A 25989-nucleotide genomic window follows, 5' to 3' on the forward strand; every position below is an offset into this window, starting at 1 on the left:
AGCGGTGCGGCAAGTCAAGCGAGCGGCATGCACTGCCCACAATTGTCTTGTCTGAATTGATGGTCAGGATAATTTCTCGGCTAGAGTCGGCAGAGGTCGCCGAGGGGAAGGCCATCATTACGCTATGAAACACATTGCAGACCGTTCGCCGTTTTTTGCACAGCTGCGCGAACGCATTAACTCTTTGGGCGGCATGTTCAACGCCCATGTGCATCTGGACCGCGCGGGGACGCTCGATGATCGTTACTTTAAAGGCACGTTGCAGATCCTCGAAAATTCGCACATCTCGCTGCAGCAAAAGCATCACTTGATCGCCAGCATTCATGCTGGGCCGGCCTATCATCGGGATGATCTAGAGCGCCGGGCAAATGCAACGCTCGATATCATGGTGGCCAGCAATACCGCCCGAGTAGACACCATGGTCGATGTTACCGACGATGAGGTTGGCTTGACCGCACTGGAGATGCTCGCCGGCATTCGCGACGCCCGTCATGGTGAGATCGAGCTCAAACTTGCGGCTTATACCCCCTTGGGTTTCAAGGACAGTGAGCCGGGCCGTTGGCGTCTTTATGAACAGGCCGCGCAGCGCGCAGACTTTCTCGGTTGCTTGCCCGAGGCGGATGATCGGGATGACTATCCCGACCACATCGGGTTTGAAGAGCAGCTGGTGCGCGTCCTCGATCTTGGTCGCCGTCTCAAACGGCTTGTGCATGTGCATGTCGACCAACGCAACGAGTCCGGCGAGCGTGGTACCGAGCGACTGCTGGAGGTAATCCGCAAGGAGGGCGGAGTCGCTTCAGCGGATGGCGCGCCGATGATTTGGGCGGTGCACATGATCTCGCCAACCACCTATGACGAGCCGCGCCACGCCCGGCTCGTGGAGGGGCTGCTCGAATGCAATGTCGGGGTCATCTCGTGTCCATCGGCGGCCCTCGGCATGCGCCAATTGCGACCACTGAACTCACCAACGTCCAATTCAATTCCACGTATTCTGGAGTTGGCCGCCTCCGGTGTGCATGTGCGCCTGGGCTCGGACAATATCGCCGATATCTGCTCGCCCAGCACCACGGCTGATCTCATGGACGAGCTCTTCGTGCTTTCAGCGGCGGTGCGCTACTACCAGATCGATATCTTGGCACGACTGGCTGCGGGGCAGAAATTGAGTGAAGACGAGCGCGGACTCATTAAGGAACATCTGCACAAGAATGACCTAGAGATTGACAAGGTGCTCCATGCTGCCGCTGCGCGCTCTAATTGAGCGGTTCCAATCGTCAGCGCCGATTCAACCGATACGACTTGATCCGCAGGGGCTGGATCTGCTGGACCCGGCGTTCATTGCGAACCCGTATCCGTATTATGCCCAGCTTCGAGAGCAAGACCCTATCCATCGCACCAAAGCGGGCGGCTGGCTGATTACACGATACCAAGACGTGTTCGCCGCGCTATCGCACCCAAGCCTGTCGAACGCACCTTCTTCACGATCCCCGCTCAGGGTGCAGAACGCTGCCGTCTCCAGCGCAGCTGATGTGGCGCAGAATATCCTGCCATTTCTGGATAAACCGCGACATATCCGGTCTCGCCGGATGGTTGGCTCGGTTTGGCGGCGCATCTTGCGCGAGCGGACGCCGAATATCGCCAATAGGGCAGTGATATTGTTGCGGGGCGCAGCTCCTCACCTGGACCTTTGTGCGGACTACGCGCGTCCCCTTGCAATCTGGACGATGTCAGAGCTCCTTGCTTTGCCAGTGTCGGACGCCAGAATCCTCGCCCTCTGGGGCGAACAATTTTTTAGCCTGTTTGCGCCATTCCCCAGTCGCGCCGCCTTGGAACAGACCGATGCGGCCTTGTCCGAGTTTCGGGCCTATTTGCTCGAGCGGCTTCAAGAACGCCGTCGCGCGCCGGGGGATGATTTGCTGTCCGCCCTGTGCCTGGCGCGCGATGATGACGGCGCCTTGAGCGACCTTGAGGTCGTGGACCATGCCATGCTGCTATTCGCCGACGGTCTGGGCAATGTCGACCGAGCTTTTGCCAATCTCGTCCTGGCGCTTATTCAGGCGCCGGAATGTCTTAAGAGCGTGCGCCGTGGCGAGGTCGCTGCCGAAAGGGCAGTTGCGGAAGGGCTGCGATACGACCCGCCCGGCCAATTGATTGCCCGGGTTGCGCTTGACGATATTGAATTGGCGGGGGTGACTATCCCAAGGAACGCGGCAGTGCTGCTTGCGCTCGGTTCGGCAAACCGGGATCACCGGGAATATAGTGAACCAGATCGGTTTCGACTGGACCGGCCTGAGCAACCCAGCCACCTGGCGTTCGGCCTTGGCCGACATGCTTGCCTGGGCGCGCCCCTGGTCCAGCACCAATTGGTGGCAGCGCTCTCAGTGCTGCTCGCCAGCAGCAAGGGCATTCAACTGGCGGAATCCCGCCTGGCATGGGAGCCCCGTTTTGGTCATCGCTGGCTGAGCCGTCTCAGCGTTGACCTGCAGATGCAATAAGACCTTCTGGTGTCAGTGGCAGGACAAGTCTGCGATACGCCGGAATGTCGCGCTCTTGCATGTGGCTTAGGCCGTCTTCAACGACCGTCAGTTCCAGATACAGCGGCAGGCCGCGCATCGGTACACGAATGGGGAGCTCAAAATGTCTGGAACGGCCGGGCGCCAGCGATTCACCAATCGGAACAAAACTGTCTCTCAAGCTCTCGGTCGAACGCCAGACAGTCCATCGGGCGGCCAAAACCAGACCACTCACGTCGTAGGGCTGCCAGGCGTCGGCACCCCGATTGGTCACCACAATCTCCAGCCGTCTTTCTTCGCCTTGGCGCAGGAGCAAAGGTAGCTTGGCGCGCACCCGGCACTTGATGAGACCGGGTACTGGTGATGGCGCGGGTTGGACTTGGACTTGGACTTGCTTGGCTGGTTTTGCCATGGCTGCCTCGGCCAGCGTGAACAATTCCTCAAGTTGACGGCCGAACTGTTGGGCATGGGGAGGATTGTGTACCTGCTCGTGGTCCGCATCGAGCGTCCGGAACCAGATCGGTCCAGCGTAATAGCGTCGCCAAGTGTTTTGCGGCACGTAGTTGACGTAGTGCGAGCAATGAAATCCGCGCTTGCCCGAGAGCAGGGCGACTGCGCCGCCATAAGGCTTGGGAACAAATCGGTCTTGCAGACATAGAAGCAGGACGGTCCGCCCCATGGCTTTTAACGCCTTCGCGACTTCGAATGCGACGACGGCGCCTTGGCAAAATCCTCCCAGCAGATAGGGGCCTTCGTTATCGATGTTGGTGATTTCGTGGGCCAGATAAGCGGCGAGCTTGCGGGTGTTCGCCTCGGTCTTGGCTCCGGTAAGCGACAGCGTCGGCATGCTGTAAACTGGACGATTCGCGTCCAGATTGGTCGCCACCGCGTCGAGGCCATGTAGGGATTGTGGGATCCAGAAAAAGGGGCGTTTGCTCCCCGAGGTGTTGCGCCCAACGATGAGCGATCCGGGCTGCCTCATACCGCGCCAGCCAGCCGTTATCCGCTGAAGGCTGCGATGCAGACGCGGGTCAAGGGCAACTCGGGCACTTGCTTGCCTGTCGACACGCCCCAGAATTTTGGCCATCTCGTGCAAGGTGGGCGTATCGAACAGCGCGCCGGGGGCAAACGTCGCGCCGAACCGGGCTTCAAGCTCCAGGGATAGGGTGGTGGCCCGCAACGAATCTCCACCCAACTCAAAGAAGTCATCCTCGAGCGCAATCTCTTCGACGCCGAGCACTTGCGACCAAATGCGCGCCACCTCGCGCTCGATGCGTGTTCGCGGCAATGTGCGGGTCGCTTGCGCTGGTATGGCTTTGACGAGCTCAGGTAGCGCCCGTCTATTCAGCTTGCCGCTTGGCAAGCGCGGAAGGCGATCCAGAACATAGATGTGACGCGGCACCTTATGCGGCGCCAGGCGCTGGCGCAAATGCGCTGCAAGCGCGTCGACGTCAGCCGTAGTGCCAGGTCTGGCAACGATCGCCAGCGCAACATCCTCACCTAAGCTCGGATGCGGCACCGCGAAGGCAGCCGCCTCCAGTATAGTCGGGAGGTCACAGGTGATCAGATCGATTTCCGTCGGTGCGATCTTTTCTCCGCCGCGATTGATCTGGTCCTTGCTCCGTCCCGTCAGAAACAGATAGCCATCCTCGTCCACGTAACCGAGGTCACCGGTGCGCAGCCACACCCCCGAGAACGTTGCACCAGCGTCACCATCGTCCTCATAGCCGTCCATCACGGTCCTACCGGCTACCAATACTTCTCCGAGTTCGCCAGGGCGTACCGCATTGTTTTGATGGTCCGCAATGCGCACCTCAGCGCCAAAGGGCACGCCGACGGAGCCAGGACGCCGGTCTCCGCGTGGCATGCTGGTGATCACGCCCGCGGTCTCGGTCATCCCGAACATGGGGAGCAGCGGGACACGAAAGCGGGTCTCAAATTCTTCTTGCAAGGCCGGGGGCAGGGGCTGCGAAACGGCCCGTATGAAACCCAATCTCGCCATGCGCTCGTAATCCTCAGCGCCGAGGTTCCAAGCTAACAAGTCGCGCAGCAGCGTCGGCACCGCCTGGAACCAGGTTGGAGCAAAGCGAGCGAGCGCGTCGAAGAAAGCCGCGCTGCTGATCTCGCGGGCAAAGCACACTGCACCGCCGGCCGAGAGTGGCGCCAGCAGCAAGTCGACCAGTGCCCCGATGTGGAACATTGGCATCATGCTCAAGCCCACATCATGTTCTCCCAGCTCGAGCGAGCGAGCTACATTGTGTGCGGAGGCAAGCAGGTGCTGAACGCTAAGCGGCACACGCTTAGGGGTTCCCGTTGAACCAGAGGTGTGAAGAACCAGGGACGGAGCTGCGGCAGTTGCTGCCGGTGGAGGTCGCGGCGATCGCCCTAAAGAGCGAAGGGCGAATTCGCCGGTGACACCTTCTCTTGTCGGCGTCATCATCAAAACCCGGTTGACGCCCGCCGCCTGTAAGGACGTTGCCGCGTCATTGTCTGAATGAAGAATAATCGCGGCATCTACGCGGGCTGCGGCTATGAGTCGTAGGAGCTCATCAGCTGTGTGGGTCGGATTAAAAGGGATGCAAGTCGCATGGCTCGCCACCGCAAGAATACATAAAGCCGTTTCTGGAGCATTCGGCAGCACGAGGGCAACGCGATGACCCGGTGAAATGCCGGCCCGCAGCAGCGCATCCACGGTGGCGTCCACCTGCCTGATCACATGGTCGAAAGTAGCAGCGGGGCGACCTTCGGCCAAGAGGGCAGGTTTGTCTGGCTGGTCTAGTTGCCAGCGCCGGATCGGGGCGAGCAGGTCGCGGGACGAGGGCAGGGTCAGCAATGGGTGGCGTCCTTCCAGCTTCCAGCGTAGCGGATAGCGTCGAGCGTGATCGAAGAAGCCAGGCCGGCTCTGTGCTCAACCAGCTGCGTGGGCAGCATGTGGCCATCCCAGGGCTGATAGGCCACCACGTCAAGAATCCGGTCTGGGGCAACAATCTTTCGCACCCGCCCGTCAGGGTAAAGCTCAATATCTATGGCGTCGCCCTGGCCATTGCCCAGTCGCACCTTGGCCCAGCCGTTCGATAGATCTGTCCATACTAGACCCCCGTGGACGATCGATCCTGGGGTCCATAGCAGGGATTCGATCAGAAGGTTTTCCCAAAGGTTCGCACAATTGTTTGAGGGGCACGGCACGACGCGCAATATCCAGCTTTGGCGCGAGGAGTTGCCGTCGACAAGCATGTCGAGTGCGCTGCGTCCTGCCATGTTAACCGCCCGCCACCGCCAAACGCCACCGTCAGGCGCCGCAAGGATACGAAGGCAGGCTCCTTGGGGCGAGCGGGTCAACGCGGTGACAACCGTTGGCACGGGCAGATGCGCCGGTATGGCTTGGCTGACGAAGCGTTGCGCCCCTTGAGGCAAAGCCGCTAGGACATCAGCTGAAAGCTTGGTTTGTTCCCACCGCGTCATGCTCAGTAAGGTTGTCCAAGCTTCATCTCGTTGATGAACGAGGTTGATGTGTCGCGCGACGAGGGCAATCGCACCCAGCATCATACCCAGGGGGATCAGCCAGTAAGCTAACACAAGCATGGGACCGTCAGGTTAGAGCAACGTACGGCGGATGCGGCCGAACATTCCCCGTCAGCTCGCCTGCCAAGATAGATACGATTGCCTCTGCGGTGTCGTCCCAGGTGGGGATCCGCATCTCTTGGCGCAAGAAATCCTCGCGGCGCTGGAGATAGTCTGGCTCCAATATCACCCGCTCTATGGCCGAGAACGCGTCCTGTTCGTCATTGGGATCAAAGTAATCAATGGCGCCGCCGGCGATTTCAGGGATCGAGGTGGCATTTGAGGCTACACAAAACTTACCCAGCTTAATGCTCTCAGACACAGGCAGTCCCCACCCCTCGCAAAAGCTTGGAAAGATGGTGAATAAGCAGTCTTTGTAGGCACGTGCGATCTCCGCATCGGAGAGCGAGCTGACGATGCGCAATTTTCCGTTAAGGTTATTGCAGGCTGCTAAGGCACGGCGCAACTCGTCTACGCCCCATCCCATTTTGCCAGCAAATATTAGCTTGGGAATACGCTCCGGACCGTGGCGGGCAACCAGCTGCTGCCAGACGCGCAGGGCCAGGATATGATTTTTGCGGATCTCAATGGTGGAGACGAACAGCACGTAAGGATCTGTTTCAAGGGGCGATGCGAAGCTCTCGGCCATCGGGCTAAACCCGAATCCAAAAGGAATGGGGAATGTTGGAGGTGGGGTGGCACCCTCTGATATCAAGAAATCGGTCAGAAAGTCGGCAGAAGCTCTGGACGGGGTAAGAACAACATCCCAGCCCAGTGACATATCGTCCAACCAACGCCGAAAATTGGGGATATGTGCCTGATGCACATATTGCGGATGTGATATTGGAAGAATGTCGTGAATGAGCAGCGCAAACCGCATGCCGTAGCGCTGGCGCAGGGCTCGGACCGAATGGCCGTAGCGGTGATGGGTCCAGCTCGCCCCTAGGGAGACGAGCACATCCGCGCGCTTAACAAGGTTGACGAAGCTGGCGCGGGCATGGGGGGCGTGCAGCATTGCGTCCAGGGCTGCGCGTAACCGACGCAGCAACGCGCGCGTGAGCGGATTTTGTAAATGTTTAGCCGGTCTACCAGCGTGTTTTACGTCCAGTCCGCCGATCAGCGCACTAAGGCGTTTGGGGCTCACCATCTGCACATCATTGGCGCTGCGGCCAATGCGACATAGCGAGACGCGGTTTCCGTAGCTCTCGATCAGGCGCGGAAGCAGCTCTAACTGGACCCGCCCAATTCCGGTGGGCGTTGATGAACCATCGAAATAGCGCACCAGATCGTCGATTTCGATCCAAAGACGAGAGGGGGCGCTGACAGAGGAGAAATACAGTTGTGGGCTCCCAGTTGATGCCTTCAACCCATAGGGCGGCGCGGAGATCTTGGTCAATATGCCGCCTGCGGTGAGCGGAGCAAGAGCATTCTTCGGGTCACTTGCGCCCCGTTCTCGATCAGGGTACCTCAAGTGGGCGCCTGGTCGGTAACCTGGCACACCGTCTATCCCGCGTTGTAGGCAATGAATGCGCGACCGCCTGACACCTCCAGATCGTTCCATAGGCCAAATGGCCCTGTGGGCGTGGGATATCTTGACAGAGCCCGGCCGCTGTGTCTGGCGTAACCGAGACCTGTTCGTTCGGGTTCTTGCGCGCGAAATCCAGGCCCAGTTCCGAGGAAGTGCGCTGGGGCTGTTCTGGATGGTGCTGATCCCGATAGTCCTCGTATCAATCTACACATTCGTCTTCGGTGTGGTGATGGAATCTCCTTGGGCGTCACAAAGCAGTACGCCGCTGGAGGCGCCGCTGATGTACTTCGCAGGGCTCAGCATATTCGCTTTCTCGTTTGAGGTCTTGAATCGGGCGCCAGGCAACATCCGGAGCCATGTCAGCTATGTCAAAAAAGTCGTGTTTCCACTTCATCTGCTGGCCTGGGTGATGGTCTGCGCGTCGGGCGCAAGAATGCTGGTCGGGCTGACATTGCTGTGGGTACTGGGCATGGTGTTGTTAGGTCAACCGCCATACGCCATGCTTGCTGTGCTGATCGTGCTGGTCCCATTGGTCTTGATGCTGGTGGGCATCGCCTGGATCTTGTCAGCTACCGGCGCCTATATTCGAGACCTTGGGCATGTCCTGGTCGCTATTGGCCCGGTCATCATGTTCGTCAGCCCGGTCTTTTATGGCCTGGATCAGGTGCCCTCTGCCTTTCGTCCCATCTATTGGATCAATCCGCTCACTTTCCCGCTTGAGGCAACGCGACAGGTGCTCTTCCTGGACGGAAATCTGCCTTGGCACAGCTGGCTCGCTTATTGCCTGAGCGCCCTGGTGGTTCTCATTGTTGGCTTCTACTTCTTTGAACGGGCACGGCCCAGCTTTGCCGATGTCGTCTGAAATCGCTATCCAAGCGGACGATCTTGGCAAGCACTTTGATTCCTTTCGCCATCCCGCTGGCCATCTGCTCAAGCAATTTTTTCCAGTGCAGGCCAGGTCGCAGTTCTGGGCGCTGCGCAACGTCCATTTTGAGGTGTTTCCGGGACAATGCCTGGGAATCGTTGGGCGTAATGGCTCAGGTAAATCGACGTTGCTTAGTCTTCTGGCCGGGACCCTCACACCCAGCGAAGGGTCTGCCGAGATCAGAGGGCGTGTGGTCGCATTATTGGAGCTGGGGGCTGGATTTCATCCAGACTTCACCGGGCGCGAGAACGTCTTTCTTGCCGCCTCTCTCTACGGTCTGTCAGCTTCGCAGGTGACAGCGCGCATGCGCCAGATCGAGGGCCTGGCCGATATCGGCGGCTTTATCGACCGACCGGTGCGTGAATACTCCAGCGGCATGTTTGCGCGCCTTGCCTTTGCAGTGGCAGCGCACGTCGATGCAGACATTCTCATCGTCGACGAAATCCTTGGGGTCGGCGACTTCAAGTTTCAGCAGCGCTGCGCTGAGTTCATCCGTCGCTTTCGACAGCACGGCGTTGTCATACTGGTTTCCCACAGCGAGCATGCGATCCTGAGCCTCTGCACACACACCATATGGCTCGAAGGGGGGCGCATCGTACTGCGCGGCTCGCCGCGAGTGATCATGCACGCCTATCATACGGAAACAGCACGGTTAACGGCTGCGCCGGTTGGCGCCTTCGAAGCGGACGGACACCCTTTCAATCTCAGTGTGCCCGGTGTCGTGCCGGCGGTGGCCGAATTAGAACATGGGATCGACTTTGATCATCTGCCGGTGCCGGTCGGAGGAGCCTCAATCCTGAGCTGCTGGCTTGAGAGCGTCGGGGAGGCGCTTGGTTCTGCATCCGGCGGAGAAGAGGCAGTATTGGCTGTCCGCTTTCGGCTTGATCGGTCGGTGGGGCGTCCGCTGGTGGGATTTGCTGTGCGCGATAGCCTTGGAGAAACAGTGCTTGCCACCGAGAGCTGCGAACTCGGTCTTACGGTGCCAACAAGCGGTGCGCAGTTAGAGGCCAAATTTACCTTTGAACTACCCTATCTGCCGAGCGGAACTTATGCGATTGACTTAGTGCTGTTCGACTGCTCCGGTCGCGTGCCACAACTGCTGGCCCGTGAGCCGATTGCCCAGCACTTCTCAGTCCTGTCTCAGCACGTTTCCGCAGGCTTGGCCAATTCCGCTCCGGCTGCAGCAGAACTTCGTATCAACGGCATGACCATAGCGCCGTGATGGATGTGGTCGTCGAGGTCAAAGGGGTGGGCAAGTCGTTCGATCGACAACGCAATCCGCTCAAGGCATTCGCACGGGTCATGGCGGGCGGCGCCCCGAAAGACCCATTCTGGGCGCTGCACAACGTTTCCCTCCAGCTCAGACGCGGTCAGTCGTTGGGTGTTGTTGGACGGAATGGCTCTGGCAAGTCCACCTTGTTGCAGCTCATTTGCGGAACACTTGCGCCCAGCGCGGGGTGCGTGAAAGTACGCGGACGCATCGCGGCGATGCTGGAGCTGGGCGCCGGCTTTCATCCCGATTTTACCGGACGCGAAAACGTCCTGCTTTCGGCAGGGGTTTACGGGCTCACTGAGGCCGAGATCAATAGGAGCATACCGGCCATCGAAGCGTTCGCGGACATAGGTGCTTATTTTGACCGTCCGGTCCGCGAGTACTCGTCTGGAATGTATGCGCGCCTCGCCTTTGCGGTCTGCGCCCATGTCGATGCCGATGTCCTGGTTGTGGATGAGATTTTAGGCGTGGGCGACGCCGCGTTTCAGCGCAAATGTCACGGCTTCATGGCGGAATTCCGGAAGAAAGGGGCTCTCCTGTTCGTGTCGCACGATCCGAACGCTGTATTGGCGTCGTGCGAACAGGCCCTCTGGCTGGAGCGTGGCCGCCAGGCTGGATTTGGACCAACGAGAACCATTCTCGCGCACTATGTCGAAAGCCTTGAACCAAGCGCGCCCACGCCAGCTCCGCAGCGGCGGCTGCAGGCGGCACGTTCAAATCCTAACGCGCCGGATCTAAGACCGGTTGGTCCGAACCTGATCGACGTCGGCTCGTTCAATCGCTTGTGCGCCAGCCATGGCACCGGACAAGCTAGAATAATCGATTGCGCTTTTATTGACGGGGAGGGACGGCCAATGCGGCGCATAACCGGGGGAACGCCCGTGCGACTGCGCATGCAGGTGCAGGTGGATAGAGCGTTCGCCAGTCCCATTGTTGGCTTCATGTTACGAAATGCAGCCGGCCAAAACTTGTTTGGAGACAATACGTTCGCCAGATTTCGCAACACGAAGATTCTGCTCGCGGCCAGCAGCGCGCTTGAAGCTGAGTTAGCATTCCGCATGCCGTTGCTGCCGCGGGGCACATATACACTGGCACCATCAGTTCTGTCCGGGACCCAGGAGCGGCACTTTCATGTCAATTGGCTCGAAGACGCTCTCGTGCTCACCGTAACCGGCGACAGCGTGCGTCATGGTCGGGTCGGCGTGCGGGTTTTGCATGCGACGGTGTCTCCGGTCACGCCTGATTGCAACACTACCAATAGTCCTTGAATGCTTGCACGGCGCGTTGGTCATTGCTGCCATCACGGTTCAAGTTGCCGGAAAGCGCATTGCGCATGGCTGCGGCGGTTTCGATAGGAAAATCCTCGCTTCGAACCACCATCCGCGGCACTCCCGCTTGTGCGAGGGTGCCAGAGACCAGAACATCATCGACCCAACGCAGGGCATTCGGTACAGTGTCGCTGCGCAGGTGTGTAAGGACGTTGGGTGGCAGCATGTACCCCCAAGTGCCGAAGAGTACGTCGACGGAGTGCGCGACCGACAGGGCGCTTGAAAACACGTGCTCGAGGTCGGGATATGACACTCCGGGCGTGAATCGCACGCCACGGTAGCCCAGTGCACACGTTGGATAGGCGCGGTGGGCGTCGAGCAAGGTTTCGATGAAGCGACGGGGATAAATCACATCGTCGTCAACAATTATAATCGCTGCCTCCGGCTCTGCCTCGCGTGCGGGGATGAGTTTGGTGACCGGTCCCAAATCTTCGCAAGCCAGAGTATCTACCCCCGGGGGAAGGTCCAGGTCAGACGGGGAAGGATAGGGGCAGCTTTCGCGATGTGAAAAGCTCGGGAGGGCCAGAAGAATTCGGTCGGCAGGAACCGACTGGTCGAGCAGGCTTCGAAGCACGGGGCGAAGGTGAGGGAGGCGCGATGGTATTGTGGAGAGCGCAACGACGACCCGCTCGGGACGGGGGGGCGATAACGCCCTTGGCGGCAGGCGCCAGTGCAGGTTGAGCGCTCGCCAATATAGCTTCAAAGCGTTCTTGTAGGTCACGTTACCGTAGCGGGCCATCGTACGGGAAGCGTTCCGACGGAGAGCTCGCGAAGTAGGGAGGTTCACGGCGGTTATAGCTCGAATTTCATGTGGCGCGGGAAGGGCTGTGGCCACCTGTTGCGCTCGATAATCCTTCGCTGCAAAGGGGGCTGCGGTCCCGCGTTTTTCCACGTGCCAAACGTGCGATGGCGCGCATGCATGTTTCGGCTTAGCGGGAAGACAAACGGATAGTGTAGGGGCGCCATTAAGATAATCTGGGGCAAAATATGGATGTTGGCATGGCGGCCGGCGAGCAAGAACCGCGTCAGCATCCGCGGACCTGTGATATCCTCCACATTGGCGTGTTCGATGCTGGAGGTGGCCCGGACGCAGCTGATTGCATGTTCAACGAGTTTCGCGAATATCCGGGAGCGAGGGGGAGCCGCCATGATGCAATTGGCAACCTGGATGGGTCGGGAGTAGTTTAGCTCTGCCTGCCTTCTGGCGGTTAAATGCGCCTCTATTGAGAACAAGCAAGTGCCGTGCGCGAGCAGATGCGAGATGGGACGCAAACACTCCATGTCTATATCGGCATAGATGCCGCCGTCGCGCCACAAGACGGCATAGCGGAAAAGATCGGCTTTAAGGATGGGCAAGGGTAGCCGATCGTAGTCGCCAAGGAAGTCGGGAAATGTGTCGGCGAAAACTTTGCGAGCGTCGTCATCGTCATAGAGACGATAGTTCAGTCCTGGATTGAGGGCGCGCCAAGTGGCAGCTAACCTAGCGCCTTCGGCCGGCAAATCATAGGATTTCCAAGTCTGGGAGAGGATTGGTGGGATCACTAGGAAGCGCTCCGCGCAGGCGCTTGTGGTTATCAGTGTGACGCGCTGGGGCTGGAAATCTCTACGCGTCGTTAGACCGAGTCAAGCGGTACAATCTGCAACTGGCCCGCTTGTGTTCGCAGGTTCCCATCGGCGATAAGTGCTTGATATGCGAAGCAAACGGCACAGCAGGTAAAATGTCAGGGTTCCTGTTTTCAACATCGGATCAACCCCATCTTGGTCGCACCGGCGCAATACTCAAACGATATCCTGAGATCCGCCGCCTGATGGGCCGCAATCCGTGGACCGCACTCATTATGCTTGTCCTGTTCGTGGCTCAGGTGACGATTGCCATAGCGTTTGGACAACTAGGTTTTGGCCACGTTTGGCTCGCGCTGATCGTCGCATATTGTTTCGGAGCCTTCGCAAACCACTGCCTCTACGTGGTGATCCACGAAGCCAGCCATAATCTGATTTTCGCCAACCGCTGGCTCAATAAGGTTGTCGCTATTCTAGCAGACCTGCCCAACCTGATTCCAGCAGCAATCGGGTTCTCGGTCTATCACCTCAAGCATCACGCGCATCAAGGCGAATACGATAAGGACATGGACCTGTCCAGCGAGTGGGAAGCGCAGCTGATCGGCAACGCCTGGTACATGAAGGCGCTCTGGCTCCTTCTATTCCCAGTGTTCGAAACCACTCGACTGCTTCGGGTCGATCGGAAACCCTTATTGTCCCCATGGTTTGCCCTGAGCATTGCGTTGGCGGCTGCGTTTGCGTCAGCTCTCTACGTGATCGGCGGTGGGATTGCCCTGATATATCTTGGTGCTTCGATGTTCTTTTCCGTGGGTTTGCACCCCCTCGGGGGGCGCTGGATTCAGGAACACTACACCAACGATATTTCGCAGGAGACGTTTTCTTATTACGGGCCTCTCAATCTGCTGGCGTTGAACGTGGGCTATCACAATGAGCACCACGACTTCCCGTCAATTCCGTGGAACCGGTTACCTGAGCTACGCAGAATAGCTCCCGAGTTTTATATCTCCTTACAGTCCTATGCATCTTGGACTCGATTGGTGTGCTCCTTCGTTTTCAATCCCGAGTATTCCCTACACTCCCGTGTGATGCGGGCGCCGAAGACTCCACCTTTGACGCTGGTTCCGTCCACGATTAACCCCACCACGTGATAATGGGGCTTTCTCTGTTCGGCCCTCGCGAAGAAGATGGGAGGACATGAATCAGCTGACATGTTAGCGCGGACAGCAGCCATGACAACGTCTCACCACGGTCCTCTGTATCAGCACTATGACATTCGCACCCAACACGTCGGCGAGTAGCACGCTCGTAACAAGCACGACTGAAAGCAGCGTCGCTGGCAAGACCACGCTCTCCATCATCCTTGCCGTGGGTGCTTGTCACCTGATCAATGACGTCATGCAGTCGCTGCTCGCCGCAATCTACCCGATCCTTAAGATCAGCTATGGTCTGGACTACGTGCAGATCGGCCTGGTGACGCTGACCTTTCAATGTGTTGCACGTGTGAGCTCCTTGCCGTCGGGGAAAGCGAAAGTTCCGAAAAGTGGACTAGTTTCATGGGGCCCATGATCGAAAAGGACGGCCTGCTGATCAAGCCGCAAGTGATGCCGAGCGCCAACAGCGCTTATGTCGTCGGACCCGAGACAACACCTCATTGCCGTTGCCAATATGTAAGAGGTGAGAGCACGGGGCGATGTCGAAATTCCCAAAGTTGCGCCAGAGTGCGACGGAGACGGTGCCATGCGCGCGGCGATCGGTCCGATGCCTGATCTAACCCCGTGAGACGCTGGCTGTTCCACCTGTGAAGTCGCCATTACTTGCGCACGAGTTCTTTTTATCTTACATATTGCGTATCGATCTCACAAGGGTAGTAAACATGGCCGACATCGCCACCTTGTCATCTAAATTCCAGATTTCGATTCCGAAGGCTGTGCGTTCTGCTCAGCATTGGAAAGCGGGCACCACATTCGCGTTCATCCCAAAAGGAACTGGAGTTCTCCTTGTTCCCGTGCCTAAGCGCGAAACCATTGCAGGATTTGCGCCAGGCGCGGCGACAAGCGGTTATCGCGACCGCGCGGATCGGACGTGATGCGACTGGTCGATACATCGGCATGGATCGAGTGGTTGGTCGGCTCACCGACCGGCAAGGTCGTGGCCGCACATTTGCCCGAACCAGAAGAGTGGCTGGTGCCGACAATGGTACAGCTCGAACTTGCCAAATGGACCGTTCGGGAGGTTGGGGAGGATAAATCAGACCAGGTCATAGCTTTCACTCAGCTTTGCCGGATCGCTCCGCTTGACACAGAAATCGCACTGCTTGCGGGGGAATTCTGCCGAAAACACAAGCTGGCAACCGCTGATGCGGTTGTCTTTGCAAGCGCCCAGGTTCACGGCGCCGATTTGATCACCTGCGATGGACATTTCGATGGTTTGCCCAACGTTACTGTCCTCGCAAAAATCCCATCCTGACCGCAGCTGGCTTGGGACCGATCGGTACAACCGAACCAGATTTGGATAATCGGATGCCTGCAGGTCCGGAAGGAGGTTGCCGGCATTCGGGGTCACGTTCTATTCCGCAGCGTCCGACACCATGCTGTCTATCGACCGGTTTGGCGCCATGGCAATACTGGTGGTTCCGAACTGGATTGATCGCTTCCTGGTGAACCCGACCTTGCTTGGGGCGTCGGCACTGCTGGCGCTGATAACAAGCCGTGCTGGCCTAAGAAACTTGGGCACGGTGTTGGCTTGGGCTTGGGGGGCGGGGGGCGCCGTGGCTCGGAGAGCCAGTCGGTAGTATCGTTAGTTCAGGTCCGATCGGGAGCCTAAACGCGCGCCCGCATCATAGAGCTGCAAGCATGCTTTTTGTGGCGGACGGCGGTCGCGACTACATATTTCCATTCGAGGCTTGCCATATGCCAGTCGCGCCGACAAAGGTAAGCGACAGCGGGCGATCAGTGTTCCCGGACTGGCGAACCGCTTCAGTAAACGCGGTGCAGGTGGAGCGCTATTTGCCGACTGGGCCGGCACGGAAACCTACCCCTCAGGAAACCGCGGGCAGGACAGTCAGAAGTCGTTCTCGCAAAAATGGTATAAGACGAAGTCGGCTATGTGCGGAAATGGCGCTGGTACACAAGCTCCCCTATGCCGGGGGATTTGCGCAAAGCCAAGTCGACAATTGTGACTCCTGTTTCCGGAACGAGTGCCTCGGATGCCGGGACAGGGCCTCGCTAAAGCGCAAGCTCACCTAGTAGACGGTGGTCAGCACCTCGATCTCGCGCCTTCCGCCGGGCTGGACCTGGATCTCGCGGTTGAATACCTGGTCGCCTAGTTTGGCGAGGACTAGGTAATCCCCCTCGGCCAGCACAGTCGCTGGGAAGGCCGAGCGCTCGGAAAAGACCGTGGCGCCATCGGCGGTCTTGACCGTCCATTCGACGTCGGCGATGGCCTCGCCGGCTTCCTCCGAGACCAGTTTGAACGAGATCTCTGCGGCATGGTGGTAGAGCGTGGCGTCGGTCAATTGTCCCGGCTCGACCCTCAGGTCCGCCTTCACCACCGCATTGACCGCGCCGAAGCGGGAGACGATCTGGTAGGTGCCGGCATTGAGGGTGACGATCTCGTTGGGCGGCAGATTGTCGGCGACCAGGGCCCTGCTGGCCTCGTCGCCCGCGGTATAGATGTCGAATTGGACCAGTGCCGGGGAGATGGGGATGTCGCCGGTGACGGCCGAATTGAGGCGCAGGGCGCCGGCCTCGAGAATGGCCTCGAAAGCATTGTCGCCCGGGACCACGGACAGGGTCTCGCTCAATTGCGCCTGTCCATAGGCGACGTGGACGACATAATCGCCCGGGGGCAGGGCGAGTTCGGCCGCGCCGGCATCGGATTTGGCGACCAGCGCCATCTCCCCGTCGGGGCCGGGCGTGCTCTCGAAGATGCGCCAGACCAGGCCCTCGGGGATCGGCGTGCCGTCCTGGGTGATGCGGGCCGTCAAGGTGACGGGCTGGGGTACGCTCGAGACCGCGGCGATCGCTTCGGTGGCGGCGCTTGGCTCGGACGGGGCAGTAGCCTTTGGCGTTGCGGCATCTCGCTCGGGTCGGGGGCGGGGCAGGGGCGGGATGTCGACGCTTTCCTGGGCCTGGATGGCGGCGCTCGGCAGGAACATGGCGAAGCCGACCACTAGTCCCATGAGAATCGCAATATTCCTTGCCCCGCGCATGTTATCTCCGGCTGCCGCTTTGTTGTCCAAGGCCCGACTCTCCGGTGCAAGTAGGCCATGATTGGGGAAAAGCTGTGTCACAACCGAGAGGGTTTTGAAACCGCCTCGGTGGTCAGGGGCGGAATTTTCCCGCGATGAACTGGCTGTGGCGCGCGACTTTGGCTAATCGAGGGGGTAAAGGAGTTTCCCATGCAAGCCAATCGCGTCCTTCGCGACTATCTCCTCTCCCGCCGCTCGGTCGGCGCCGCCTTCCTCAAGGCGCCCGGGCCCGACGAGAACCAATTGCGGACCATGCTGACCATAGCCACCCGCGTTCCCGACCATGGCAAGCTGACGCCCTGGCGCCTGGTCGTGATCGCGGACGAGGACCGGATGCTGGCCGGCAATGAGCTTGCCGCCATCGCGGCCCGGACAAATCCGGGCCTTGACGAAGCGAGCCTTGAGATCGAGCGCAACCGCTTCCTCCCCATGCCGCTGACGATCGGGGTGATCTCTTCGCCCAAGCCCAGCGAGAAGATCCCCGAGCTCGAACAATTGCTCTCGGCGGGAAACGTGGCGTTCAACCTCGTCCATGCCGCCTTTGCCATGGGCTTTGCGGCCAGTTGGGTGACCCGCTGGTTTTCGTTCGATCCCGAGGCCGCCGCCATGCTCGGGGCTTTGCCTGGCGAGCGCTTCGTGGGCTTTGTCCATGTCGGGACGCCCACCATGGAGCCCGAGGATCGGCCGCGGCCCGAGCTTGACGCCGTGGTCTCGCGCTGGGAAGCGCCAGTCCCGCCAGGTGGCGCATCTGGTTAACGATGCGTTAATGGGGCGAGCTGATAAACTCATGCACCCGATTCGAGATCCGAAAGCCCGTCATGGGTGTGCAGCCGATATCCATACCGCAAAGTCTGGCCAATGCCCTCACCGCGGCAGGCGAACGCAGTGGCGTCGATTTCGGCTATCTCGTCCAGACGGCGATGCGCGAGAGCAGCCTTGATCCCCAGGCGCGGGCGAGCACCTCCTCGGCGGTAGGATTGTTCCAGTTCCTCGAGGGCACCTGGCTGCAGGTGATGAAGGAAGAGGGGCCGCGCCTCGGCTACCAGGCCTATGCAGACCAGATCAGCCGGACCGGCGACGGCGATTATGCCGTGGCGGATAGGGCCAAGAGAGCGCAGATCCTTGCTCTTCGGGAAACCCCGCAAGTCGCGGCGGATCTGGCCGCCGCCTTCACGCGCTCCAATGGCGAATATCTGCGTGGCGCCTTCGGGCGCATGCCGAGCGCGGGCGAGCTTTATATCGCCCATTTCCTGGGGGCCCAGGGCGCCGAGAGGATGTTCCGGGCGGGCCTCGAAAATCCCGAGCAGCTCGCCGTGGGCCTCTTCCCGCGCCAGGCCGCCGCCAACAGGGCGATCTTTTACGACCGGGAGGGTCAGGCCCGCACGATCCGCCAGGTCTACCAGGTCCTCGTGGCCAAGCATGAGGGTGGCGGCAATGCCGCCTTTGCCGCCCAGCAGATCAGCGGGCAGGGTGCCGCTGCCGCGCCGGAACAAGAGGTCGTGCCACCGCTTCCCTCGCGGTTCTCACGGGAGAACATGAGTTTTACGGGGCTTTTCAAGACCGAGGCGGAGGAACCCCGCGAAGAAGGACAGCCGGGAGCGGCGTTTTTTACGCAACTCTACAACCAGTGACCCTTGCCCAGACCCCGATGCGCACATTGCAACGAAATGGTTTCAAGGGGTGTTAATATTTAGGGGGGCTAGATGGATCGGTATTTTCAAAGGCAAGGCGTTCCGGAGGGTCTGACATGGCGCATCCCATCAATAGAGCAAGGGCAGAGGCACTCTCCCTGCCGCCGCGCGGCCTGGTGATCGCCGGTTTTGCCATGTTGTCCTGGGCGTTCGTGATCCTTGGCTTCAATGCCATGAGCTCGGCTTTCACCTTTATCATCGGCGCCTAGCCGAGCCTCCCGCCTATATTGCCGCCGGACCTGTGCCCTTTGCGGGACTATTCCAAGATCATGGTGAACCGTTCCTTAAAGAATGCCCGCTAGCCTCGCTCCTTGTCGGAGTGGAGTAAGTCATGGTCGGGTACGAGGCGTTTTCGGAACTTTCCCTGTCGCATGACAGTGACGAAAGGGGCCACGCCGCGCATCTGGCTGCCCTCGCCTATCTCGATCATTTCGGCCCCGCCGACGAGCGCGCGGCGCTCTACGCCGCCCTGATAGGCTTTCTCGATGATACATCGGTCAAGGTAAGGGCCGCCCTGGCCTATGGGCTCCTCCATTCAACGCGGGCCCCGCGGCCGGTAATGCTGGCCCTTCTTCGGGACAGCGCCATCATTTCGCGGGCCGTGCTGCAATATTCCCCCGTCCTGGTCGATGCAGACCTTTTCCCACTGGTCAGGCATGGGGAGGAAAGCGTCCTGGTGGCGATCTCGCAGCGCGGGTCGATCAGCACCCGGCTCGCCGGGGCTCTGCTCGCGCGGGGGGGCCGGGGGCTTGCATTGCGTCTCCTCCGGCGCAAGGACGTCTCGATCACTCCAAACGTGCTCGATGAGACGGCGCAACGATGGGCCGAAGACGCGGGAGTGCGGGGGGCGCTGTTGGGGCGGGCGGACCTGCCCGGCTCCGCAAGATTGGTCCTCGTCCGGCGCGTGACGGAGAGCCTCACGACCTGCCGATTGGTCAAGGGCTCCCTGGCGCCCGAACGGTTGGCGCGTTTGGTGCGCGACGGGACGGATACGGCCCTTGCCGCCATCGGCGAGGCCGAGACGGATGGTTCGAGGGCTGCCTATGTCCAACGTCTTGTCAGGACCGACCAGGTCAATACGCGACTTCTTCTCCATTCCCTGGTCACCGGACGCGTCCTGTTTTTTTCGGCATGTGTCGGTGGGCTGGCTGGCACCGGCAGCGACAAGGTCTACACCCTGCTCGAAGCGGGGAGCCGCGCCGCTTTGGTCGCGCTCTTTTCCCGCTGCGGGCTGGATGCCGCCTTTGGAGGGCTTTTGGTGCGGTTGGTCATGCTTGCCCGTTCGATCGACCTGGCTGACGATGTCGCGGCCCGCCATTACGTGGTCACGGCGCTGACCGAAGAACTGATCGACCAATATGAGGGCGACATTCCCGAGGCGCTCGAGGAGATTTTTGGCTATCTCAATGAGCAGAACATAACGCTCGCCCGCAAGGCCGCGCAGGGTGTCATGGCGGCGTTTGCGGGAGGGTCGACCTCTGGCCTGCCCTGTCCAGCCCAAGCTAGGCAATTGCATTTGCCAGCCGCCTGATAGGTCCGCTGCGACCAGCGGGGCGCCACGATACCGTTTGCGCCTTAAAAGCGGAACTGCTCGCTCAACACCCTTTCCTCAAGGCTCGTTCCGGGATCGAACAGCAGGGTCACCCCACTGGTGCGATCTTCCCTCACGGTCACTTCCAGGACATTCTGGAATTCGACATTGTCGGCAACCGCGCTGACAGGGCGCTTGTCGGCCTCGCGGGTGATGAATTTGACACTGGCGCGGTTCGACAGGATCGCTCCCCGCCATCGCCGCGGCCGGAACGGCGAAATGGGGGTCAGGGCCAGCAGGGGGGCCTCGATCGGCAGGATGGGGCCGTGGGCCGAGAGGTTATAGGCGGTCGAGCCGGCCGGGGTCGCGAGAAGCGCGCCATCGCAGATGAGTTCGTCGAGCCTGACCTCGCCATCGACCACGATCTGCAGCTTGGCAGCCTGATAGGTCGAGCGGAACAGCGACACCTCGTTGATCGCCAGGGCAGTCCGGCTGTTGCCGGAGGCGTCGAGGACCGTCATAGCCAGCGGGTAGATGGAGGTGCGTTGGCTGGCGGCCAGGCGGGCGGGCAGATTATCCTCGCTAAACGTATTCATCAGGAAGCCGACCGACCCGAAATTCATCCCGTAAACGGGTTTGGCGGTGCCCATGACGCGATGCAATGTCAGCAGCATCAACCCGTCGCCGCCCAGGGCAACGACAAACTCGGCCTCCTCCAGACCGGCATGCCCGTAGCGCTGGCGGAGCCGGGTGGCGGCTTCCTCGGCGGCGGGGGTTTCATTGGTCACGACGCAGATCTTGCTCATGGAACGGTTGTCCTCGCAGGCGGGATGTCGGGTCGTGCCTATCATGGGCCGGAAATGCCTGCCAGCGCGGTCTGCCCCTGCGGGGACCGCTCGCTTTCGAATCAAGTACGATGACATATCGCATCAAACTGGCCCGCCGACATCAAGACGGCCTTACGGCGGGCGGTCTAGGAGGCTTCGAAGGGGCGGCCGGAACCGCGCCAAATTGAATAAAATTGTATCTACCGCGCAAATGGGCAAGCAATCTGTTGCGTGCATCCTGAGGCCATCAAAAGCTTCAGGGATGGCGCAAATGAACACCAAGTTTAACTTCAAGATGGCAGGCCTGGTCCTCGCTCTCACCATGGCGTCCGTCGGCACGGCGGCGGCATACATCAATGATCACGCCTATAAGGGGTTCGCCCCCGTGGTCCAGACCGCTGCGATCACGCCTCTGTCGATGCAGTATTTCTGCGCCAAGAACCGGGCTGAGTGCCGCGGTGGCGGCAGCGGCCAAGCGACCATGACCCCCAATCTCATGGCGGTGCTGCAGCAGGTCAATGTGCATGTCAACCGCGCCATCAGGCCGCGTGTAGACAATGCCGACATATGGGAGCTCAACCCGACGGAGGGCGACTGTGAGGACTATGTCCTGAGCAAGCGCAGCATGTTGATCCGGAACGGGGTTTCGGCCGGATCCCTGCGCATCGCCTATACCCATACACGCCGCGGCGAACCCCATGCGGTCCTCGTGGTCCGCACCAGCCAGGGCGACTATGTGCTCGACAATTTGAGCAATTCGGTCAAAACGCTTCGTGCATCGGGCTACAATATCCGGTCCATGTCCTCGTCAGATCCCTCCCGTTGGACTGCCGGCTAAGCATCGGAACCAGTAATTGCAGCAGGCCCGTGTCACCCGCGGGCCTGTTTGTTTTCAATTTAGAGAATAAGAGCAGCCCTGCGTTTTCCGCATGGCTGACCATCCTCAGGCGCCGCCGTCCTAAGGCGCTGGTGATCCAAGGCCGAAAATCCTTGGCTGACGGCCTTTTGCCTGACTTATTCGGTTGGCGGGAACGATTTCGACATTTACCTATTTGGAGGACTGCAGTTGCCAGCTCGGTAAATGAAGTCTAAATGTGAGTTGACGGATAAAAACCTAGCGTCGTAGTAATCTGCTGCGGCGACAATGTGAGGATGTAAACATGCGCAAGTTCATTGCTGCCCTTGGCGTAGCCGGTGTGATGGGGCTCTCAGCAGTTTCCAGCCCGTTCGCTGCTCCCGTTCCGGGTTTCGAAGCCCTATACCAGGCTGTCTTTGCAGCCTGCACGCCGTCTGGCGGTGTGGCGCCAAGTCCGGCTGCGTGTGAAGCCGCCATCAATGCTTATTCTGCTGCTCTGATCGCTGCAGGTGTCGATCCGGCGGTTGCGCTGCAGTCGTTCACTGAACTGCGTGCCGAGGTGGCTGCGGCCGGTGGTGGTGACGTGATCGAGGCGCTGTTTGAAGAACTGTTGCCGGAGTCCGGTGCGGTCGCTGCAGCCAGCCCGGTCTGACAAGTCGAGTAGTTTCTCTACAGGATACAGGGGTGCGGGTTTTTATCCGCGCCTTTTTTTTGGACACTTCTTTTATTTCGAACACCTTCTTGCAGGAGCTACAGGGCAGGGATGCGGGTTCGGCATGGCTTGGGTCGAATTGGAAATTTCGTGCGCCTGATCCACTAGTTTGCTCCGTCAGGTGTCGTCCAGAGTCAAGTCCTAGAAATTTTTTGCGCCGTGGTCGTTGGCGTCGCTTGCGGGATTAACCGGGTTCGTCATTATAGTTTTGATCTCGGAAACTTTCTGGTAAGTATATCTGGCGGCTTGAGAATTTCAGTTGATAATCCTTGTGCAGAGGGATCGGCAGTATGGGTAGTATCGTTCGTTCGGAGCCTGGTGGGGAGACTGTTCAGATCGGCGGCTATGGTCTGGAGGGCTCTCAACCCGCTTATAGGTCCACTGGGATCACCAAGCGGCAGATCAGCGTGACCTGGCATTCGGGGCTTCCCTTGAACCGGGACTCCGCCATCATGGAGGATACACCCGTGCGCAGCTTCAATTTGACGCTCAAGCGGGTGATCGACATCGTTGGTGCAGTCGCGGGTCTGACGCTCCTTGCTCCTTTGCTGATCATCGTCGCCCTTGTCATCAAGGCCACCAGTCCCGGCCCGGTGTTTTTCCGCCAGGACCGCGAAGGGCTTGATGGCAAGAGTTTCCAGGTGCTCAAGTTCAGGTCGATGCGCGTCGATAGCTGCGACATTTCTGGCATCGCCCAGACCGTCCAGAATGACGCCCGTCTGACGCCTGTTGGCCGTTTCATTCGCAAGACCAGCATCGATGAACTGCCCCAGCTGGTGAATGTCCTTGTCGGGGACATGTCACTGGTGGGACCGAGGCCGCATGTTCCGGGCATGTTGGCAGGTGGGCAGGCCTATCGTGACCTCGTGCCCTATTACGGCGATCGCCTGGCCATGCGGCCGGGGATCACAGGCTGGGCGCAGGCCAATGGCTTGCGCGGTCCAACTCATGACAATCGGCTGGCGCGTGAACGCGTGGATCACGACCTGGCCTATATCCAAAATTTCTCGATCTGGCTCGACATGAATATCCTGGTGAGGACGTTGGTCCGCGAATTCGTCACCGGAAGTGGCCACTAAAACGACGGGCCATTGAAACGGCGGGCAGCGGGGTCGCTGAGGTTGATTTCAGCTTTGTTCCGTCCTTGCGCACAATGACTGCCTGGGCCTCGCCCCGGCAGTTCGGACCAGAGGGTCCTTTGCCCGTCAGCCAATCCGGGCCTGCCAAACGGATGCAATTGTCAGCTTGAATGGAGGATGGCGGTCTTTCCATCCGGAGTGATCCTGAGCGCCGTCAAGATGCCGGTCGCGTAGGCGCCGGTGTCTATGCAGATGCGGGCAGGGGTCACAACCGGTGCGGCGGCAGGCGTATGACCATGCACCACAATTGCCCCGGTATGTTCGGTCGCCTCGAAGAACTCCTCACGGATCCAGAACAGATCGTCGGGGCTTTGCTCGAGCAGGGCGACGCCTGGTCGAACGCCTGCATGCACGAAAAGCCAGCCAGGAAGGCTTAAGGTCCAAGGCAACGAGCGGAGGAAGTCCACATGCTCCTGCGGTACATATGCACCGATCATCTGGCCCCATTGCCGGGCCTTGGTTGTCTCCACAGTCGCATGGGACAGACCATAGGACAGTAGCGTTTCACTTCCCCCGAACTGCAGCCAGTCAGACCGCGGATGCGGATTGTCCATGAACGCGGATGCCATGACCTCGTGATTACCCATCAGGCAGATTCGCTTGAAGGATGGAGGGGGCCCGACGAGCAGATAATCCAGTACCCCAGCCGAGTTGGGACCCCGATCGATATAGTCCCCGAGCATGACGAGGAGCTTATCGCCCGGGATGCCAGCGCTGTCCTCGGCGATCTTGCGCTCGAGGGCACGCAGTTCATCAAGGCATCCGTGTACGTCACCTATGGCGTAGACCGCCGATGGCGACGTCTCAAGGTTCAGGTGGCGGGACGTCGAACGCGGCGTCGGCTGGTGCTTGTTGGATCCGAAGAGCCTTTTGAGTGCATTCAATGTCATTTCCCGGCGCCACTGGCCCGTATCCCCGCCGTCGTCGCGAGGCCCGTGGCGACAATTGCCACGAACATCATGGTGTTAGCCGGAATTTCTAAACTGAAGTCAACGGTCGAGTGGATGGCGATCTGCACGATAACCGCCAGCGCCGCTATCTGCGCGGTCCATGATCCCTTCCTTCGCTTCAGCGCGAACAGGAGGCGGATGGCGATCGCGGCCACCGCGACAATCAGGAAAGACCCGGCTAACAGGCCCAGCTCTGCCCAGAGGGCGAGATAGGTGTTGTGGGCCAGGTTCCAGGACACATCCGCACGGAGGGGAAGCTGGTGAACAAGGGGAAAGGCGATCTCGAAGGTCCCGCCACCGAAACCCGTGAAAGGTCGGAGGGCGATCAGGTTCCCCACCTGTTCATAGAGCGTCAACCGGTCGTTGGACGCAAAGCCCTGGGATTCTATGCGTTCGAGCAGGTTGCCGCCGATCAGCCAGAAAAGGGCGCCAAGGACCGCCAGGGCCAGGGGGCTCACCAGGAGAATGAGGCCCAGGCGGCGTATCGAGATCAGGGTGGCAAGAATGACCACCGCGGAGCCCGCAAGAGCAGCGAAGAGGCCCATGCGGGACTGGGTTCCAATGGTCACAAGGATCAGGAAGACATAGGCGGCGCCATAGAGGACGGCATGGCTGAAAAGGCCGGCGACCATCCCGTCGTCACGGTGACGTTCGGCCTGACGCTTGAGCACGCCGCAACCATGGGCCAGGGTCAGCACCGCGCCGAAGCCAAGGAACGTGGCGAAGGAGTTCCGGTTGACGAAGCTGCCTGTAATTGATCCGAAATAGGCCCATTTCGGTAATCCGAGGATGGTGTCGCCCGTGCGCAACGCCACCAGGCCATAGGCGCCATAAACCAAGACGATCGCGATGAGCCCGTGGAGGAAAAGGGGGCGACGCCTGTCGCTCACGGCGACCTGCAGGACAAGGACTGCGACGAGGGCGTAGGTCAATTGCCGGGCCAGCATCAGAATGGTCTGACCTGGCGCCACGCTGATCTGGGAGGCAGCGAGTTCTGATCCCTCCGTTGCGATGATGGGTAAGGCGCCCAGTGGCAGGAGCTGAACCAGCAAACCAACAAGGGTCAGGCCAACAAGAGTGGCCGGAACCCTGAATTCAAGCGGACTGAGGCGGAGGGCCTTGCCGGACCTGATCTGCCAGGAAAAGAATACGATCGAAACCAGCCCGACATAGCTGGCCCATAATGTCCAAAGGAACGGACGGGCACTGGCCAGGGGCAGGGGCACCAGGGCGAGCAGGAGCAGCAGGGCCCAGAGCGCGAAGCCGTTTTGCGGCCGGCGGCCAGCCTGGTCAGGGATGGCAGTGCGACGAGAAGAGATACCAAAGCCGGCAGCGGACAATGTCATCGC

The 25989-nt window shown here is 59.9% G+C and carries 24 protein-coding genes and 1 pseudogene; 16 read left to right on the top strand and 9 right to left on the bottom strand.

The annotated features are described in order from the left end of the window. Positions 1-124: 124 nt before the first annotated feature. Complete coding sequence (locus ACXYMS_RS05870; protein ID WP_458904466.1) at positions 125-1258, top strand: amidohydrolase family protein; 1134 nt, start codon at positions 125-127, stop codon at positions 1256-1258. Further along, positions 1233-2492: a cytochrome P450 gene (locus tag ACXYMS_RS05875; RefSeq protein WP_458904468.1), complete on the top strand. Its 1260-nt coding sequence runs from the start codon at positions 1233-1235 to the stop codon at positions 2490-2492. The genes ACXYMS_RS05870 and ACXYMS_RS05875 overlap by 26 nt, the downstream gene beginning before the upstream one ends. Here ACXYMS_RS05875 and ACXYMS_RS05880 read toward each other — a convergent pair. The 3 genes from ACXYMS_RS05880 to ACXYMS_RS05890 are packed head-to-tail and all read right to left on the bottom strand — an operon-like array spanning position 2467 to position 7467. Beyond that, entirely contained in the window at positions 2467-5343 is a 2877-nt protein-coding gene (locus ACXYMS_RS05880; RefSeq protein ID WP_458904470.1) for a non-ribosomal peptide synthetase, read from the bottom strand. The two genes, ACXYMS_RS05875 and ACXYMS_RS05880, sit on opposite strands and share 26 nt — an antisense overlap. Then, a complete protein-coding gene (locus ACXYMS_RS05885; RefSeq protein ID WP_458904471.1) occupies positions 5337-6092 on the bottom strand; it encodes a hypothetical protein in 756 nt (251 codons plus the stop codon). Before ACXYMS_RS05885 ends, ACXYMS_RS05880 begins: the two co-directional genes overlap by 7 nt. A gap of 7 nt (positions 6093-6099) precedes the next feature. After that, the gene (locus tag ACXYMS_RS05890) at positions 6100-7467 is read right to left on the bottom strand and encodes a glycosyltransferase family 4 protein (protein WP_458904473.1); all 1368 of its coding nucleotides are present in this window, start codon (positions 7465-7467) and stop codon (positions 6100-6102) included. A gap of 130 nt (positions 7468-7597) precedes the next feature. On the opposite strand from ACXYMS_RS05890, the gene ACXYMS_RS05895 reads away from it, so the two are divergent. Genes ACXYMS_RS05895 through ACXYMS_RS05905 form a run of 3 tightly spaced genes read left to right on the top strand, consistent with a single transcriptional unit; the run spans position 7598 to position 11065 of the window. Continuing rightward, positions 7598-8461 (top strand): ABC transporter permease, encoded by an 864-nt coding sequence (locus ACXYMS_RS05895; protein ID WP_458904475.1) that lies wholly within the window; start codon positions 7598-7600, stop codon positions 8459-8461. Continuing rightward, complete coding sequence (locus ACXYMS_RS05900; RefSeq protein ID WP_458904477.1) at positions 8451-9746, top strand: ABC transporter ATP-binding protein; 1296 nt, start codon at positions 8451-8453, stop codon at positions 9744-9746. The genes ACXYMS_RS05895 and ACXYMS_RS05900 overlap by 11 nt, the downstream gene beginning before the upstream one ends. Continuing rightward, entirely contained in the window at positions 9746-11065 is a 1320-nt protein-coding gene (locus ACXYMS_RS05905) for an ABC transporter ATP-binding protein (RefSeq protein ID WP_458904479.1), read from the top strand. The genes ACXYMS_RS05900 and ACXYMS_RS05905 overlap by 1 nt, the downstream gene beginning before the upstream one ends. Here ACXYMS_RS05905 and ACXYMS_RS05910 read toward each other — a convergent pair. Next, the gene (locus tag ACXYMS_RS05910; RefSeq protein WP_458904481.1) at positions 11049-11552 is read right to left on the bottom strand and encodes a hypothetical protein; all 504 of its coding nucleotides are present in this window, start codon (positions 11550-11552) and stop codon (positions 11049-11051) included. The two genes, ACXYMS_RS05905 and ACXYMS_RS05910, sit on opposite strands and share 17 nt — an antisense overlap. 365 nt (positions 11553-11917) lie before the next feature. Further along, a complete protein-coding gene (locus tag ACXYMS_RS05915; RefSeq protein ID WP_458904483.1) occupies positions 11918-12667 on the bottom strand; it encodes a glycosyltransferase family 32 protein in 750 nt (249 codons plus the stop codon). 176 nt (positions 12668-12843) lie between these two features. On the opposite strand from ACXYMS_RS05915, the gene ACXYMS_RS05920 reads away from it, so the two are divergent. The 4 genes and pseudogenes from ACXYMS_RS05920 to ACXYMS_RS05935 all read left to right on the top strand — a co-directional run bounded on the left by ACXYMS_RS05920 (position 12844) and on the right by ACXYMS_RS05935 (position 15151). Beyond that, positions 12844-13833 (top strand): fatty acid desaturase, encoded by a 990-nt coding sequence (locus tag ACXYMS_RS05920; protein WP_458904484.1) that lies wholly within the window; start codon positions 12844-12846, stop codon positions 13831-13833. A gap of 205 nt (positions 13834-14038) precedes the next feature. Continuing rightward, a pseudogene (locus ACXYMS_RS05925) lies at positions 14039-14182 on the top strand (MFS transporter); the annotation flags it as partial. 376 nt (positions 14183-14558) lie between these two features. Beyond that, positions 14559-14771: an AbrB/MazE/SpoVT family DNA-binding domain-containing protein gene (locus tag ACXYMS_RS05930; RefSeq protein WP_458904486.1), complete on the top strand. Its 213-nt coding sequence runs from the start codon at positions 14559-14561 to the stop codon at positions 14769-14771. Then, the gene (locus ACXYMS_RS05935; protein WP_458904487.1) at positions 14771-15151 is read left to right on the top strand and encodes a PIN domain-containing protein; all 381 of its coding nucleotides are present in this window, start codon (positions 14771-14773) and stop codon (positions 15149-15151) included. The genes ACXYMS_RS05930 and ACXYMS_RS05935 overlap by 1 nt, the downstream gene beginning before the upstream one ends. 775 nt (positions 15152-15926) lie before the next feature. Here the strand turns inward: ACXYMS_RS05935 and ACXYMS_RS05940 are convergent. Further along, entirely contained in the window at positions 15927-16895 is a 969-nt protein-coding gene (locus ACXYMS_RS05940; protein WP_458904489.1) for a hypothetical protein, read from the bottom strand. A gap of 189 nt (positions 16896-17084) precedes the next feature. Here ACXYMS_RS05940 and ACXYMS_RS05945 point away from each other — a divergent pair, with 189 nt between their 5' ends. The 4 genes from ACXYMS_RS05945 to ACXYMS_RS05960 all read left to right on the top strand — a co-directional run bounded on the left by ACXYMS_RS05945 (position 17085) and on the right by ACXYMS_RS05960 (position 20156). After that, positions 17085-17690: a nitroreductase family protein gene (locus tag ACXYMS_RS05945; protein ID WP_458904491.1), complete on the top strand. Its 606-nt coding sequence runs from the start codon at positions 17085-17087 to the stop codon at positions 17688-17690. Positions 17691-17752: 62 nt separating this feature from the next. Next, complete coding sequence (locus ACXYMS_RS05950; RefSeq protein ID WP_458904493.1) at positions 17753-18565, top strand: lysozyme family protein; 813 nt, start codon at positions 17753-17755, stop codon at positions 18563-18565. Between the two features lie 116 nt (positions 18566-18681). Further along, a complete protein-coding gene (locus ACXYMS_RS05955) occupies positions 18682-18834 on the top strand; it encodes a hypothetical protein (protein WP_458904494.1) in 153 nt (50 codons plus the stop codon). 122 nt (positions 18835-18956) lie between these two features. After that, positions 18957-20156: a DUF2336 domain-containing protein gene (locus ACXYMS_RS05960; protein ID WP_458904496.1), complete on the top strand. Its 1200-nt coding sequence runs from the start codon at positions 18957-18959 to the stop codon at positions 20154-20156. Between the two features lie 44 nt (positions 20157-20200). Here the strand turns inward: ACXYMS_RS05960 and ACXYMS_RS05965 are convergent, their stop codons facing one another. Continuing rightward, complete coding sequence (locus ACXYMS_RS05965; RefSeq protein WP_458904497.1) at positions 20201-20962, bottom strand: NAD kinase; 762 nt, start codon at positions 20960-20962, stop codon at positions 20201-20203. Between the two features lie 292 nt (positions 20963-21254). Here ACXYMS_RS05965 and ACXYMS_RS05970 point away from each other — a divergent pair, with 292 nt between their 5' ends. The 3 genes from ACXYMS_RS05970 to ACXYMS_RS05980 all read left to right on the top strand — a co-directional run bounded on the left by ACXYMS_RS05970 (position 21255) and on the right by ACXYMS_RS05980 (position 23630). Next, a complete protein-coding gene (locus ACXYMS_RS05970) occupies positions 21255-21821 on the top strand; it encodes a transglutaminase-like cysteine peptidase (RefSeq protein WP_458904499.1) in 567 nt (188 codons plus the stop codon). A 322-nt stretch (positions 21822-22143) separates the two neighbouring features. Further along, positions 22144-22491, top strand: a complete 348-nt coding sequence (locus ACXYMS_RS05975; RefSeq protein ID WP_458904501.1) for a hypothetical protein — start codon at positions 22144-22146, stop codon at positions 22489-22491. A 512-nt stretch (positions 22492-23003) separates the two neighbouring features. After that, positions 23004-23630, top strand: coding sequence for a sugar transferase (locus ACXYMS_RS05980; RefSeq protein ID WP_458904502.1), 627 nt, complete (start codon positions 23004-23006; stop codon positions 23628-23630). Positions 23631-23791: 161 nt separating this feature from the next. On the opposite strand, the gene ACXYMS_RS05985 is transcribed toward ACXYMS_RS05980, so the two are convergent. Then, positions 23792-24574, bottom strand: a complete 783-nt coding sequence (locus ACXYMS_RS05985; protein WP_458904504.1) for a metallophosphoesterase family protein — start codon at positions 24572-24574, stop codon at positions 23792-23794. A 2-nt stretch (positions 24575-24576) separates the two neighbouring features. Further along, on the bottom strand, positions 24577-25986 hold the full coding sequence (locus ACXYMS_RS05990) for an O-antigen ligase family protein (RefSeq protein WP_458904505.1): 1410 nt from the start codon (positions 25984-25986) through the stop codon (positions 24577-24579). Positions 25987-25989 lie beyond the last annotated feature (3 nt).

This window comes from Devosia sp. CAU 1758 (assembly GCF_054482695.1).

Coding starts and splice junctions, on each gene's coding strand:
- ACXYMS_RS05885 (WP_458904471.1), bottom strand. CDS start 6,092: ATGCTTGTGTTAGCTTACTGGCTGATCCCCCTGGGTATGATGCTGGGT.
- ACXYMS_RS05870 (WP_458904466.1), top strand. CDS start 125: ATGAAACACATTGCAGACCGTTCGCCGTTTTTTGCACAGCTGCGCGAA.
- ACXYMS_RS05945 (WP_458904491.1), top strand. CDS start 17,085: ATGCAAGCCAATCGCGTCCTTCGCGACTATCTCCTCTCCCGCCGCTCG.
- ACXYMS_RS05990 (WP_458904505.1), bottom strand. CDS start 25,986: ATGACATTGTCCGCTGCCGGCTTTGGTATCTCTTCTCGTCGCACTGCC.
- ACXYMS_RS05935 (WP_458904487.1), top strand. CDS start 14,771: ATGCGACTGGTCGATACATCGGCATGGATCGAGTGGTTGGTCGGCTCA.
- ACXYMS_RS05905 (WP_458904479.1), top strand. CDS start 9,746: ATGGATGTGGTCGTCGAGGTCAAAGGGGTGGGCAAGTCGTTCGATCGA.
- ACXYMS_RS05920 (WP_458904484.1), top strand. CDS start 12,844: ATGTCAGGGTTCCTGTTTTCAACATCGGATCAACCCCATCTTGGTCGC.
- ACXYMS_RS05895 (WP_458904475.1), top strand. CDS start 7,598: ATGCGCGACCGCCTGACACCTCCAGATCGTTCCATAGGCCAAATGGCC.
- ACXYMS_RS05900 (WP_458904477.1), top strand. CDS start 8,451: ATGTCGTCTGAAATCGCTATCCAAGCGGACGATCTTGGCAAGCACTTT.
- ACXYMS_RS05965 (WP_458904497.1), bottom strand. CDS start 20,962: ATGAGCAAGATCTGCGTCGTGACCAATGAAACCCCCGCCGCCGAGGAA.
- ACXYMS_RS05980 (WP_458904502.1), top strand. CDS start 23,004: ATGGAGGATACACCCGTGCGCAGCTTCAATTTGACGCTCAAGCGGGTG.
- ACXYMS_RS05940 (WP_458904489.1), bottom strand. CDS start 16,895: ATGCGCGGGGCAAGGAATATTGCGATTCTCATGGGACTAGTGGTCGGC.
- ACXYMS_RS05960 (WP_458904496.1), top strand. CDS start 18,957: ATGGTCGGGTACGAGGCGTTTTCGGAACTTTCCCTGTCGCATGACAGT.
- ACXYMS_RS05970 (WP_458904499.1), top strand. CDS start 21,255: ATGAACACCAAGTTTAACTTCAAGATGGCAGGCCTGGTCCTCGCTCTC.
- ACXYMS_RS05955 (WP_458904494.1), top strand. CDS start 18,682: ATGGCGCATCCCATCAATAGAGCAAGGGCAGAGGCACTCTCCCTGCCG.
- ACXYMS_RS05975 (WP_458904501.1), top strand. CDS start 22,144: ATGCGCAAGTTCATTGCTGCCCTTGGCGTAGCCGGTGTGATGGGGCTC.
- ACXYMS_RS05930 (WP_458904486.1), top strand. CDS start 14,559: ATGGCCGACATCGCCACCTTGTCATCTAAATTCCAGATTTCGATTCCG.
- ACXYMS_RS05950 (WP_458904493.1), top strand. CDS start 17,753: ATGGGTGTGCAGCCGATATCCATACCGCAAAGTCTGGCCAATGCCCTC.
- ACXYMS_RS05875 (WP_458904468.1), top strand. CDS start 1,233: ATGCTGCCGCTGCGCGCTCTAATTGAGCGGTTCCAATCGTCAGCGCCG.